The sequence below is a fragment of the Mariniflexile sp. HNIBRBA6329 genome, assembly GCF_043558645.1.
Lineage (GTDB): Bacteria > Bacteroidota > Bacteroidia > Flavobacteriales > Flavobacteriaceae > Mariniflexile.
On record NZ_JBIFXS010000004.1, the window covers coordinates 265358 to 279648 of the forward strand.

The following is a 14291-nucleotide window of genomic DNA, read 5'->3' on the forward strand; positions in this document are numbered from 1 at the left end:
GAAAACCTATGAATTTAAAAACATTACTTATTCCAACTGTAATCTTAATAACATTGGGTTTTGTTAGCTGTGGCAGTATTGCAAAGGGAAGTGCAATAAATCAATCAAAAAAGGAAGTCATTTCAATAATTCATAAAGTGAACAACCATTGGCAAGAAACACATCCAAATTTTGGAAATGCGTTTTGGCATGTTAGCGCATACCATACAGGAAATATGGAGGCTTACAAAGTAACTCAAAATAAAGACTATCTTGATTATTCGTTGGTTTGGGCAAATAAAAATGAATGGATGGGTGCTAAGTCGCAAAACAAATCCGAATGGAAGTATAATTACGGAGAAACAGATAAACACGTTTTGTTTGGAGATTGGCAAATTTGCTTTCAAACTTATATTGATTTGTACAATTTTACAGGAGCGAATGACAAACGTAAAATTGCGCGTGCTCGTGAAGTTATGGAATATGAAATGAGTACCGATAAAACCGATTATTGGTGGTGGGCAGATGGTTTGTATATGGTAATGCCCGTAATGACGAAGTTGTACAATGTTACAGGTAATGCCCAATATTTAGAAAAGTTAGATGTATATTTATCCTATGCCGATAGTATTATGTATGATGAAGATGCTAAACTTTATTATCGTGATGCCAAGTATGTTTACCCCAAACATAAAAGTGCAAATGGAAAAAAGGACTTTTGGGCGCGTGGCGATGGATGGGTTTTTGCAGGGTATGCTAAAATTATTCAAGATTTGCCAGATTCAAACCAAAAGCAAAAATACATTGGCAGATTTAAAGATATGGCAAAAGCCTTAGCCAGAGCACAACAGCAGGAAGGTTATTGGACACGCAGTATTTTGGATGCAGAACATGCTCCAGGACCAGAAACCAGCGGAACAGCATTTTTTACTTATGGTTTTTTGTGGGGTATAAATAATGGTGTTTTAGATAAAGAAACCTATTTGCCAGTGGTTAAAAAATCTTGGAAATATTTAATCGAAGTTGCTTTACAAGAAAATGGGGCAGTAGGTTATGTGCAGCCAATAGGCGAAAAAGCAATTCCAGGTCAGGTTGTAGATATTAATTCTACTGCCGATTTTGGTGTAGGTGCGTTTTTATTAGCAGCTTCAGAAATGTATCGATTTTTAGATTAATAAATTCAACTAAACTATAAATGAAAAAAATAATTTTAATACCACTTTTTTTAACGCTTACATATTTAAGTTTTGCTCAAAATAAGACTAGCGAATGGGAAAACCCAGCAATTGTTGACCGTAATAAGGAAAGTGGTAGATCCTCTTTCGTTTTATATGAAGATGAAGAATCTGCACTAATTGATATTCCAGAAAATTCAAGTTTGTATCAAAGTTTGAATGGAGAATGGCAATTTAGCATCGTTAAAAAACCATCCGAAAGGCCACAGGATTTTTATAAAACCAATTTAGATACAAAAAATTGGAAAACTATTAATGTGCCTTCAAATTGGGAATTGCAGGGTTTTGATATTCCAATTTATACCAATATCATTTACCCGTTTCCTAAAAACCCGCCATTTATAGATGAGGCTTACAATCCTGTTGGAAGCTATAGAAAACATTTTACAATCCCTGAAAATTGGAATAAGAAAGAAGTGTTTATAAACTTTGGTTCCATTTCTGGTTATGCCCGTATTTTTCTAAATGGTAATGAGGTTGGCATGACAAAAGCTTCAAAAACCGCAGCAGAATTTAATATTACAAAATATTTACTTAAAGGAGAAAATGTACTTGCTGTTCAAGTGTTTCGTTGGCATGATGGTAGTTATCTGGAAGACCAAGACTTTTGGAGGTTAAGTGGTATAGAACGCGACGTATATTTACAAGCGGTGCCAAAATCAACTATTTGGGATTATTCGGCAGAAGCAAATTTAGATGAAAATTACACAAATGGAATTTTTAAAATTGATGCAGATTTAATACATTTTGAAGGTAAATCATCTAAAAAACAAACAATTTCTATCAGTCTACTAGATAAAAATGATAAAGTGGTTTATTCTGAAGAAAGAAAATTAAATAAAACAGACACAAAGATTACCTTTTCTTCAACTATAAATAATGTTACAAAATGGAGTGCAGAAACACCTAATTTATATAGATATATTTTGAAATTATCTGATAAAGATGATATCCAAGTTATTTCAAAAAAAATAGGTTTCAGGAAAGTTGAAATTAAAAATTCGCAACTTATGGTTAATGGCCAGCCTTTAATGGTAAATGGTGTAAACTTGCATGAGCATCATGGAATTAAAGGACATGCGCCTGATAAGGAAACCATGTTGGAAGATATCAAGTTAATGAAACAAAGCAACGTCAATGCCATAAGGATGAGCCATTACCCGCACGACCCGTATTTATACACCTTGTGTGATGAATTGGGCATGTATGTTGTAGATGAAGCCAATATAGAAACCCATGCCATGGGTGCAGAAAAGCAAGGAAGGTTTGATAAGAGTATTCATCCCGCATATTTGCCAGAATGGGCGCCTGCTCATCTAGATAGAATAAAACGTATGCAAGAACAGAACAAGAATTGTACTTCAATCATTCTTTGGTCTATGGGGAATGAGTGTGGTAATGGCCCCGTGTTTTATGATGCTTATAAATGGTTGAAAGAAACGGATAAAACACGTTTTGTAATGTTTGAACAAGCCGATGAAAATAGTAATACCGATATTGTTGCTCCTATGTACCCGAGTATAGGTAAAATGAAAGAATATGCAGAAAATTTAGAAAAAACAAGACCGTACATTATGTGTGAGTACTCGCATGCAATGGGTAACAGCAACGGAAATTTTCAAGAGTATTTTGATATTATTAGTTCAAATAAAAAAATGCAAGGTGGTTTTATTTGGGACTGGGTTGACCAAGGCTTAAAAACGGAAACAGCAGATGGTAAAATGTTTTGGGCCTATGGTGGCGATTTAGGTGGTGAACATTTGCAGCACGATCAAAATTTCTGTGCTAATGGCTTAGTAACAGCCGATAGAATGCCGCATCCTGGACTTTATGAAGTTAAGAAAGTATATCAAGATATACAATTCGATTTGAAAAAAGAACATACATTGGTTGTAACCAATAAATTCAATTTCACCAATTTAGATGATTACAATTTTAAATGGTTTTTAAAAGCTAATGGTGAAGTTGTTAAAGAACAGGCTTTTAAAGTTTCAGCAAATCCAAAAGAAATAAAAGAAATAGCACTGCAATTTCCTAAATTGGAAGATAGGAAAGAATATTATTTAGAAGTTTATGCCTACACTAAGAATACAACGAAAACTATTCCAGCAAACCATGAAATTGCTAGAGAACAGTTTAAAATAAATATTACTTCATATTTTGATGAAAAAATTGAAAGTAAAGGCAAATTAGTTTATAAGACCGTAAGAGACACGTTACAGTTTGAAAGTGGTAATGTGGTGGGTAGTTTTGATTTGGTTCAAGGGAAATTATTTATGTATAAACTAAAAACTAATGATGACAATAAGGTAATTAGAAACTTTCCTGAGCCCTATTTTTGGCGTGCACCAACTGATAATGATTATGGTAATAAAATGCCTGAGCGTTTGGGAAAATGGAAAAACGCCCATAAAAATTTGAAAGTAGAAAATGTTACTGTTGGTAAAGAAACTAAGGAAGGTGTACTTGTTAAAGTTGAGTTTATCATTTCAGAATTGGAAGTTCCGTACACGGTAGATTATTTAATTCAAAATGATGGTTCCATAAAAATTACTTCTAGTATAGATATGTCATCAAAAGAGTTGCCAGAGTTGCCGCGTTTCGGAATGCGAATGGTTTTAGATGGCACGTATGATAATTTAACCTATTACGGGCGTGGGCCTTGGGAAAATTATTCTGATAGAAATACGGCATCCTTTATTGGTGTTTATAAAGATAAAGTTGAAAATCAATATACATGGGAATACATTCGTCCACAAGAAGCTGGCTATAAAACTGATATAAGATGGTTGAGTTTAACAAACCAAAGTAAAGGTATTCAAATTGTAGGCGAACAACCACTAGGTTTCAGTGCCTTAAACATGAGTGCCGAAGCTTTAGATGGTGGCGATACAAAATCACAAACACACCCAATAGATATTATTGTAGAAAAAGATAAAATATACCTACACATCGATCTAAAGCAAAGAGGGGTTGGTGGAGATACAAGTTGGGGTGCATATCCTCATAAGCAATATCGTTTAGAGGATAAGAAATACACCTATTCATATCAGATTAAATTTGTGTCAGAATAATTAAAATATAAAATGACAAATAAAAAACATTGTTACTTTTCAGTATGTATTTGCTTTTTATGGATAACACTTTGTATTGGGCAAAAAGGAAATATTAAAAAAAATATACCTTTAGATTCTATAAGATTAAGCGATCCAGCTATTTTAGCAGATAAGGAAACCAATATGTATTATATGACTGGTACCGGTGGTTTGTTATGGAAAAGTAAAGATTTAAAAATGTGGGAAGGTCCGTATAAAGTGACTGAAACAAATCCGAATTCTTGGATGGGACCCAACCCTATGATTTGGGCGGCAGAACTTCATCAATACGAAAATAAATATTATTACTTCGCTACCTTCACTAACAGAAATGTAATGATTGATACGGTTGCAGGTAATGTCATAGAACGTCGTGCAAGCCATATTTTGGTAAGTGACACAATCGACGGTCCTTTTGTTCCTATGAAAGATGATATCTATTTGCCAGCAGATAAACCAACTCTTGATGGCACGTTTTGGATAGACACAGATGGAAAACCATATATGGTATATTGTTATGAATGGTTGCAGAGTGGTAACGGAACTATTGAAAAAATTGAATTAAAGCCTGATTTAAGTGGCTCTATTGGAGAGGGAAAGTTACTTTTTAAGGCAAGCGATTCTCCTTGGAGTCGAGAAAAGGATGCAAATGGCAATGATAAACCCCACAAAGTTACCGACGGCCCTTATTTGTTTAAAACAGAAACAGGACGGTTAGGAATGATTTGGACCAGTTGGATTTACAATGTTTACACCCAAGGTGTTGCTTATTCAGAAAGTGGCACACTCGATGGTCCATGGATTCAAGAAAAGGATCCCATTACACCACCTAATTTTGGTCATGGCATGTTATTTAAAACATTTGAAGGAAAGCAGTTAATGGCTTTACATAGCCATAAAAAAGTGGATAACAGAACTATAAGAGTTCCTCATTTATTTGAGGTGGATTTAACTGGTGATAAATTGGTTGTTCTTAACGTTTATAAACCTTAGTTTTTTATATGATACGCTTAAAATTATTTGTACTATTTTTCATCTTAAACAGTATCACAGTGTTTTCCCAACAAAAGCAGAACACTGGAGATGTGTTTCAAATTATAAATCCAGATTACGAGTTAAGTCCTTACACAGGTATGACCAAACAACATTGGAAAGATGCTGCTTTGTATTTGCTCGAAGGTGCTTTTAGTTATATTGATAACTTGGATTCTCCTATGAAGTTCCCTAAACAACCAGGTAAAAGTTATCCTCAAAAGGAGAGTCAAATACCCACAGAAAAGCTCGAAGGGATTTGTAGAACCTTGTTTGTGGCTGCACCTCTGTTAAAGGAAAATCCAAATCTTGTAATTAATAATATAAAAGTTGCTGATTATTATAGATATCAAATAGAACAATTAATAAATCCTGAAAGTGAATCTTATATAGTACCAAGAGCTAAAAATGGAGGCCCAAGTCAAAATTTAGTAGAGTTTGGTGCTTTGGCCGTATCTATGTTAATTAACCCAGATGTATTGTGGGATCGATTACCACAAAGTCAAAAAGATGCACTCGCTAAATCAATGTTAAGTTATGGTGATGGGCCAACAGTAGATTCTAACTGGAAATTTTTCAATATTTTCGTGCTAAGTTTTTTTAAAGAGCAAGGTTATGCTGTTAATGAAAATTTGTTAGTAGAATATCTTGAAAAGTCTTTAACGCATTATCGCGGACAAGGTTGGTATAACGACAGTCCTGCCTACGATTATTACAGTATGTGGGCATTTCAAATGTATGGCATGATTTGGTCTGAATATTTTGGAAAAAAGCATTACCCAGAGATAGCTTCAAAATTCGTAACTAATTTTAAAGATGTAAAAGATAACTATCCATATTTATTTAGTGAAAATGGAGAAATGATTATGTATGGAAGAAGTATAAGTTACCGTATAGGATCTATAATACCGTTTCCGTTAATGGGGTTTGAAAATGATAAATCAGATGTAAATTATGGTTGGATGCGACGGATTTCGTCAGGTGTTATAAAACAGTTCTTTACACATCCAGAATTTATGCAAGATCATGTACCAACTTTAGGTTTTTATGGTGCTTTTGAGCCTGCTGTTCAGGTTTACAGCTGCCGAGGCAGTGTTTATTGGATGGGGAAAGCATTTTTAGGGTTGCTCGTTCCTGACGATAATCCATTTTGGACAGCAAAAGAGAACAACGGTGCTTGGGAAACTGAATTTAAAAAAGATGAGGTATATAATAACTTTCAGAAAGCTTCAGAGATATTAATTACAGATTATCCTAATATTGGAGCTTCCGAAATTAGGGCATGGTGTCATGAAAAAGTGAAAGACGACTGGCAAAAATTCCGTTCCACGGAAAATTATAATAGATTATCTTACAATAGTGCTTTCCCTTGGCAAGCCGATGGTGAAAATGGAGAAGTTGCCATGAATTATCTTATAAAAAACAAAAACAAAGACTGGGAAGCTTTTAGATTGTACACTTTTAAAAAGTTTGAGGATGGTGTTTATTACAGAGATGTGGTTTTAGAAACGGATGAAGCTGTTAAATTCAATTTAGCAGATGTTCCTTTAGCTAATGGCGTTTTAAGAATTGATAGAAGTAATAGTACAGAGCCTATATCATTACGTTTAGGGCATTATGCCTTACCCAAGCTAAATAAAGAAATTGTTACCTCAAAAAGAAAGATTAAAGGCTATGAGATTACTATTATTGATAATGGAGAATACCAATTAGCAATGGTGCCTCTATTAGGTTGGAATAAAACAGAAGTTATAAAATCAAAAGGGTTGCACCCTGAAAGTGATGAAAGTTATGTGATTAATGTTATCAATAATGAAATTTTAAATAGAAAAGAAACAACAGTTTATGCAACTTTGATGCTTTGGAAAAAATCTGGTGAAAAATGGAATGAAAAAGAATTACTACCTGTAAGGAAAATAGATGTTTTAAATGACGGTAGAATTAAGATTTTAAACCAAACAAACGAAATAATTATAAAACATTAATATTTAAACGGCTATGTTTCATTTTTCTTTCTTTTGAATTTTTGATGTATCAGCAAGTTTTTTGATAACAATTTCAGGATTGCCATAAAGATAAACACTGCTGTTGCCAGATGCATCAATAGTAATGGCATCAACAACATCCAAGTAGACATCGCTGGATATTTCAGTTAACGTATTACAGGTTTTGGCGGTAAAGTTTTTACCATTAAAGTTTGAGAAATTATCGGTTTTTATTTGTAGTTCATCTGTTTCTCCTTCAATGTTTGTGCTAGCGCGCTGATATAAATCTATATTGGTTTTTGGTGAGTAAATCAATGCATCCAGCTTACTATTATCGGTTAAAGAAAGTTTCGCATTGTCGCAAGTTAGATTCAATTTTACTTTCGATTTTCCATTACTTTGAAATTCAAAACCACCAGTTTTTATAGTTAAACCTGCTTTTGAAGATCCTTCGGTAATTAATATGGTGTTAGCTAAATTCATGGTGGTTAACGATAGTATTTCGCCATCATCTATAGTTCTAATATTGGTTAAGCTATCATCGTAATTTACTGTGATATTTAATAGTTTTTTAGATGTAATTCGAGTGGTTTTATCAAAGGTTAAAACACCATTATTTACATTGAATTTTATAAACTCGTGTAGATTTTCATCGGTTTCAATGGTAACGGAAGGAACGTTATTATATATTATTTCAATATCGAAATCTTCATCAACGATGATGGTGTGAAATGGATCAATTTCAGTTTGAACCATGGTAACGTTTTTGTTGCCTTTTACTTTTTCAGGATTTTGTGCCACTGAAATAAAGCAGAAAAATAAAACAAAGAAAATGGTAAAAAATGGTTTATTCATTGATTTGAAAAAAAGGCGTTGTCTTAACAAATATAAACAAAAACCATCCAAACCTTTAATTAAAGTTTTGGTTGGGCTTATTTGTTTACAGTAATTGTACTGTATAATAAATTTATTGTATATTCATGAATCTCCTTGAATTTTAGCAAAATTTTTTAATTAACCAATTTGTAACGAAATCTTTATGGAAAAATTATTGTGTATTATTCTAATGGTGTGTTGTGTTACTATTGGTGCTCAGGAAATTGTTAAACCCAATTTAGCTCCAGTTAAAGTTGTAACCAACCAATATTATGGTTTAACATTAGAAGATCCATATCAATATATGGAGGATTTATCTAATCCCGAAGTCCTAACCTGGATGAAGGAAAACGCTAATTATGCATCGTCTGTTTTAAATAGCATTTCTGGAAAAAAGGTGCTATTTGATAAAATGATGGAGTTGATAAATAGAAGGTCGGCTTCTATAAACAATGTACACATTACAAAAAGTAATGTGTATTACTACATAAAACGCATGCCTGGTGAAGATATTGGTAAAATGTATAAGCGTAATGGTTATGAAGGTGAAGAAACACTTTTTTTTGATCCCTTAAAATATAAAGCCGATGCCAAAGAAACTTACACAATCGCTTCTATAAATCCAAATTTACTTGGCGATAAAATAGCAGTAACCGTTTCACCTAATGGTTCTGAAAACCCAGAGGTATTAATTTTTAAAGAAAATGGAGAAAAATTTAACGAGATATTATATCTTACTAGGGGTATATCTTGGCTTAAATCTGGAAATGAGTTTTATTATAATAAGTTGAATTCTGCAGATGTTACTGATATGAATAGAAAATTATTTACAAAAGTTTATATTCATAAAATTGATACCGAGCAAGAAGCTGATGATTTGTTTTTTTCTTCAGAATTATATCCCGACTTTAATATTGATGCAAAAGAAATTCCAATTGTTTCTTATTCAGAAGAATCAAATTTAGATGTTCTAAATTTTGTGACGGTAGATAATAGTTTAGCATTATTTTATAAAGACGCTCAATCCGATTCAAGTGTAAAATGGAAAGTGCTAGCACAAAGAAGTGATCATGTGGTTAATGTTGAAGGTGATAAAGAAAATATTTATTTTCTAACTTATAAAGATGCGTCCAATTATAAAATTCTTAAAGCATCAATAAAGGCTCCATCTTTTGCGAATGCTAAAACTATTGTGACAGAATCTGAATCTGAAATGATTATTGATTTTAAAGTTACTAAAGACGGACTGTATTATGCTGTCATGAAAAATGGTGTGGAAGCAAATGTGTATTTTTTACCGAAAAACAAAACAGTTCCTAAAAAACTTCAATTACCATTTACGGCAGGTCAAGTAGGTTTGGAAAGTAAAAATAGCGAATCATCTGAAATTTGGATATCCATTTCAGGTTGGACATCTCCAGGTAAACGGTTTTTATATAATCTAGCAACAAATACCTTTACGCATCAACAATTATCAACTCCTGTTGAATATCCAGAATTAGATAATTTAATAGCGAAAGAGGTAATGGTGAAGTCTCATGATGGCGTTATGGTACCAGTTTCTATTATTCATAACAAAAGCATAGAAATGGATGGGCAAAATCCTACAGTAATTTATAGCTATGGTGCTTATGGTAATTCTTCAAGTCCGTTTTTTAGCCCTATTACATTGGCGTATACTTTATACAATGGGGTGTTAGTAGTACCACACGTAAGAGGTGGTGGTGAGTTGGGTGAGGCATGGCATAGAGGAGGGAAAAAAGAAACGAAACCTAATACATGGAAAGATGGTATAGCAACTGCGGAATATTTGATTAAAGAAGGCTATACAAATCCAAGTAAATTATCAATTTTTGGAGCAAGTGCAGGTGGAATTTTTGTTGGAAGGACTATAACAGAACGCCCAGATTTATTTGTTGCTGGAGCTCCTATGGTAGGAGCTATGAATACAGTTAGGATGGAAGAAACTCCAAATGGACCAGTAAACACCCCTGAATTTGGTACCGTTAAAGATCCTGCAGAATTTAAAGGGCTATTAGAAATGGATTCTTATCACCACCTACAGCCTAACACTAAATATCCTGCCATGTTAATTACTGCAGGAATAAATGATCCACGAGTTATAGCATGGCAACCTGCTAAGTTTGCTGCTAAAATGCAAGCTGACAATACATCTGATAACCCCATTTTATTCTTGACTAATTTTGAAGGAGGTCATGGTGGTGGAACAAAACTAACAGATGCTATAAATGAATTTTCAGGTTTGTTTGCGTTCTTTTATTGGCAATCTGGACATCCAGATTTTCAATTAAGCAAATCAGTTAAAGATTAATACAACAAACCCCTAAGCGAAAGCTTAGGGGTTTGTTTTTAAATTGGTTGGCTTTAAATGGTTATTGTTTTTGGACACTGCCTGAAGCTCTATAACTTTTGTCTACTTTTTTAGGGTTTCCTGTATATTTAATATCGCCTCCACTACTGGCTTTTGCAGTTAATGTTTCAGTGGCGTTTACTGTAACATCTGCACCACTTGAAGCTTTTACATCGGCATTTTGCACTATCAAATTAGCTGCTTTAAAATCGCTACCACTAGTTGCTTCGGCTGTAAGTTCAATGGTTTTTCCAGAAAGTTTTAAATCGCTACCGCTAGTAGATTTGCAATTTAGGGTGGAGGTGTTCACATCTAAATCCATATCGCTACCACTGGTGGTTTCTAAATTTAAGTGTTTGGTAACAATAGTGCTTGTAGATTTTACATCACTACCGCTGGTGGCAATAATGTTAGAAATATTTTTAAAACTTACCATAACTTTTTTAGAAGTACAGGTGCCTATGTTTTGTTTCGTGTGAATTTTTAAAACATTATCAATAACTTCCGTTATAATAAGGCCTTGTAAATTCTCATCGGCTTCAACACTAATGCTTTCGTTGTCGCTTTGAGTTAAATAAACATCTAAACCTTCAGTAGCTTTAATGGTTGCGAATGGTTTAGTAATAGTGCGGTTTTCTGTGGTAACATGTCCATTCCCTTTAACCCCGGAATTTATGTTCAAATCGAAATTGCACGAAACCAAGCTTAAGCTTACTAGGGTACTTACAATAATTTTTGCTAAAGTTGTCATAACTGTTCGTTTTTCTTAGTGCTGAACTTGTTTCAGCATCTTATTGGTTGATGATTTATAATTCAAATATCTAATTTTAAGGTTTTGATGAGTAACTTAAATATCTGAACTGTTGTTTTTTATTGCTGAATTGTTAGTTTTCAGATTTTATATTTACGCCTTTAGCGTTGATGTTTACTTTTACATCTTCCGATTCGGCCTTAATACCGTTGTTGTCAATTTTTAAAGTGTTGTTGTCGCTTTTTATTTCAATACCGTTTTCGTCAATGTTTATGTTTGGTGTATCAATGTTTACTTCGAATTCACTTTCATCTTCTTCACAATCGTAGCAAACTAGGTCGTCTTCGGCAACCTCTAAATAATGATTTACATAGTTTGAAGGAATTCTGTGGCTTAAAAAATGTTTAGTATTATTGTTAAATTTAAAAACAGTTCCTTCTGGCAAATACAAAATAACGGTAACTTCTTGGTCGCTAAATTTGTTTTTGGAAAGTGTAGATAAATAAGGGTCTAACTGCAATTCATTTCCTTTTAAAACATAATTATATTCTATGTTTTTGGCACGTTCAATGGCTTTTTCATAATCTCTGCCATCAGCACTTTTTTCAATACTTATATAAGCTAAGGAATCGGTAGTCGATCTAACTAGAATGTTAATGTCTGAATTGTAAATGGTTTTTTCACCGTTTTCATTATTAGCAACCTTAAAAGAATCGTGTCTGTCGTATCTGTTTCTTAATAAATCATTGTCAACCATTTTTACTTCTAAGGTATCGTTGGCAGTTATAATTAGTTCTTGCTTTTCAACAACACGTTCGTTAAAAGCATGTTCGCTGGCTTGCCTAATACCCATAACCACCAATCCAATAATTGAAATGAGCCATAAACCCAAAAGCGTGAATTTTGCAATATTTCCAATAGATTTTAGGTTGTTCACTAGAATTTTTAATCCTAAATAAAACAAGAAAAAGAACGGTATTCCAATGGCAAAAAAGATTAACAATGATGCCAACCAAATAGGCGTGTTGCCAGCATTGGCAATGTCTATTAAGTCTAATCCGGGTATGTTTACAACATTGATAACACCCACAGAAAACCATCCAATAATTAAAGCAATTAAAGCAAAGGCGCCTACTAGAATTAAAATAACGCCTATAAACTTTGCAATTATTTTAAAGAAGAGCATAATTACATCGGCAACTGTATCAAAAAATGATTTGGAGCTCGATTTTATCTTACTTCCCTGCTTGTTAAAATCTACTTTTTTAGCAGCGTTCGATACCGAATCGCTAACGTTTTTAGCAACATCGCTTACTGTTTCGGTAACGGTTTCAAACCCGTCTTTTATTTTTTTTTCAATGTTGCTAATGTTCACAGGTTCGCCTGTCATCATTATTTTTTCGGCAGTGGTTTTAGCTTCAGGAACTAAAATCCAGAACAGAATATAAATAAATATAAACGTACCGCCTGAACCCACGGTAAGCAATACCCAAAGTAAACGCACCCAAACGGCATCAATACCCAAGTAATGTCCTAAACCAGAAGCAACACCGCCAATGTATGAGTTATCGGTATCTCTAAATAGTTTTTTTGAAGCCGATGATTTTCGTTCATAAGCCGCTTGTGGCTCATCTTCAAATATCTCATCATCCACCAAATAATCTTCCGGTTGCCCCATAATGGAAATAACTTCATCAACTTCCTTAATTCTTATTACTTGGCGGTCGTTCTGCACACGTTCGCTAAAAAGTTCAGCAATACGTGCTTCAATATCCGCAATAATTTCAGTACGACCTTGAGAGTCTGTAAATGAACGTTTTATAGCCTCAAGATAGCGTTGTAATTTTAAATAGGCGTCCTCATCAATATGAAAGAAGGTTCCTGCTAAATTTATGTTGACTGTTTTATTCATTTTAATGTTTTTTTTTGGTGTTCGTTACTAAGTTCACAGCGTTTTGTAGTTCGCTCCAAGTCGTGTTTAATTCATTTAAAAATAATTTACCGGTTTCGGTTAAACCATAGTATTTTCTTGGCGGTCCCGAAGTAGACTCTTCCCAACGGTAATTAAGTAGTCCGGCATTTTTTAAGCGTGTAAGTAGGGGGTAAATCGTGCCCTCTACCACCAGCAACTTAGCGTCTTTTAAGGTGTCTAAAATTTCTGCCACATACGCATCGTCGTCCTTTAAGACCGATAGTATGCAAAATTCTAAAACCCCTTTACGCATCTGTGCTTTTGTGTTTTCTATCTTCATGTTCTAAAGCGTTTTAATAAAGTGAAACTGTTCATTTTTTGATTGATTTGATGATTGTTATTTGATGAAATTTTTATTCTTTTTTTTTTGCGTTACCCTATCGGGTCGGGTTTTTCGCTATATCTTTTTTTCGTGCCTCAAAAAAGGATACCGCTTCAAATGCGGAGCATTCACGATTTCAATTTTAAAATATACATGCATGAGCAATCCCTAACGCGGGTATGTTTGCTGTTTTCTGTTTTCTTTCCAAAAGTCATTTTACTTTAAAAAATTAATGGTAAACGGATATTTATAATAAACACCATCTCTAGCTTTCAAGCTGGCATTAACAATTAACACAAGTTCAATAATAAAACCCACAACAGCCAAAACACCTAAAGTGCCACCAATGTACAATAGTGGAGAGGGCTTGCCTATGTTAATATGAAAATCGTGGAAACCATTAAAGTTTATAAAATCAAAACCACTAAAAATGTTGAAAATAAAGAACGGAATAGAGATGGTTCCAATAATAATAGCATATAATAAGATACTCATTTGAAAGTTAATAGCCTGTTTTCCATGGTTGTCCACAAATTCCGATTTTTCTTTATTAGCAACCCATAAAACTATAGGTCCAATAAAATTCCCAAACGGAATAATAAACCTACTAAAGGTTGATAAATGGATAAAAGTAGCGATGTTTTTTTGGTGATTGTCTAGCATGATTTTAAAA

At 33.5% G+C, this 14291-nt stretch carries 10 protein-coding genes; 5 read left to right on the forward strand and 5 right to left on the reverse strand.

What is annotated here, in order from left to right; all coding sequences use genetic code 11:
• Positions 1 to 8 precede the first annotated feature (8 nt).
• Genes ACGK9U_RS07860 through ACGK9U_RS07875 form a run of 4 tightly spaced genes read left to right on the forward strand, consistent with a single transcriptional unit; the run spans position 9 to position 7326 of the window.
• Positions 9 to 1154 carry a glycoside hydrolase family 88 protein gene (locus ACGK9U_RS07860; RefSeq protein WP_394465812.1) on the forward strand — a complete coding sequence of 382 codons (1146 nt, stop codon included), beginning with the start codon at positions 9 to 11 and terminating at the stop codon, positions 1152 to 1154.
• 20 nt (positions 1155 to 1174) lie between these two features.
• Positions 1175 to 4288, forward strand: coding sequence for a glycoside hydrolase family 2 TIM barrel-domain containing protein (locus tag ACGK9U_RS07865; RefSeq protein ID WP_394465813.1), 3114 nt, complete (start codon positions 1175 to 1177; stop codon positions 4286 to 4288).
• A 12-nt stretch (positions 4289 to 4300) separates the two neighbouring features.
• The gene (locus tag ACGK9U_RS07870) at positions 4301 to 5302 is read left to right on the forward strand and encodes a glycoside hydrolase family 43 protein (protein WP_394465814.1); all 1002 of its coding nucleotides are present in this window, start codon (positions 4301 to 4303) and stop codon (positions 5300 to 5302) included.
• A 59-nt stretch (positions 5303 to 5361) separates the two neighbouring features.
• On the forward strand, positions 5362 to 7326 hold the full coding sequence (locus ACGK9U_RS07875) for a DUF2264 domain-containing protein (protein WP_394465815.1): 1965 nt from the start codon (positions 5362 to 5364) through the stop codon (positions 7324 to 7326).
• Between the two features lie 18 nt (positions 7327 to 7344).
• On the opposite strand, the gene ACGK9U_RS07880 is transcribed toward ACGK9U_RS07875, so the two are convergent.
• On the reverse strand, positions 7345 to 8181 hold the full coding sequence (locus ACGK9U_RS07880) for a GIN domain-containing protein (protein WP_394465816.1): 837 nt from the start codon (positions 8179 to 8181) through the stop codon (positions 7345 to 7347).
• Between the two features lie 184 nt (positions 8182 to 8365).
• Between ACGK9U_RS07880 and ACGK9U_RS07885 the strand changes: the two genes are divergently transcribed.
• Entirely contained in the window at positions 8366 to 10534 is a 2169-nt protein-coding gene (locus ACGK9U_RS07885; RefSeq protein ID WP_394465817.1) for a prolyl oligopeptidase family serine peptidase, read from the forward strand.
• 61 nt (positions 10535 to 10595) lie between these two features.
• Here ACGK9U_RS07885 and ACGK9U_RS07890 read toward each other — a convergent pair whose 3' ends face one another.
• The 4 genes from ACGK9U_RS07890 to ACGK9U_RS07905 all read right to left on the reverse strand — a co-directional run bounded on the left by ACGK9U_RS07890 (position 10596) and on the right by ACGK9U_RS07905 (position 14281).
• Entirely contained in the window at positions 10596 to 11324 is a 729-nt protein-coding gene (locus tag ACGK9U_RS07890) for a head GIN domain-containing protein (protein ID WP_394465818.1), read from the reverse strand.
• A 133-nt stretch (positions 11325 to 11457) separates the two neighbouring features.
• Complete coding sequence (locus ACGK9U_RS07895) at positions 11458 to 13236, reverse strand: PspC domain-containing protein (RefSeq protein ID WP_394465819.1); 1779 nt, start codon at positions 13234 to 13236, stop codon at positions 11458 to 11460.
• Position 13237: 1 nt separating this feature from the next.
• Positions 13238 to 13576 carry a PadR family transcriptional regulator gene (locus ACGK9U_RS07900; protein WP_394465820.1) on the reverse strand — a complete coding sequence of 113 codons (339 nt, stop codon included), beginning with the start codon at positions 13574 to 13576 and terminating at the stop codon, positions 13238 to 13240.
• A 258-nt stretch (positions 13577 to 13834) separates the two neighbouring features.
• Positions 13835 to 14281: a DUF4870 domain-containing protein gene (locus ACGK9U_RS07905; protein WP_394465821.1), complete on the reverse strand. Its 447-nt coding sequence runs from the start codon at positions 14279 to 14281 to the stop codon at positions 13835 to 13837.
• Positions 14282 to 14291 lie beyond the last annotated feature (10 nt).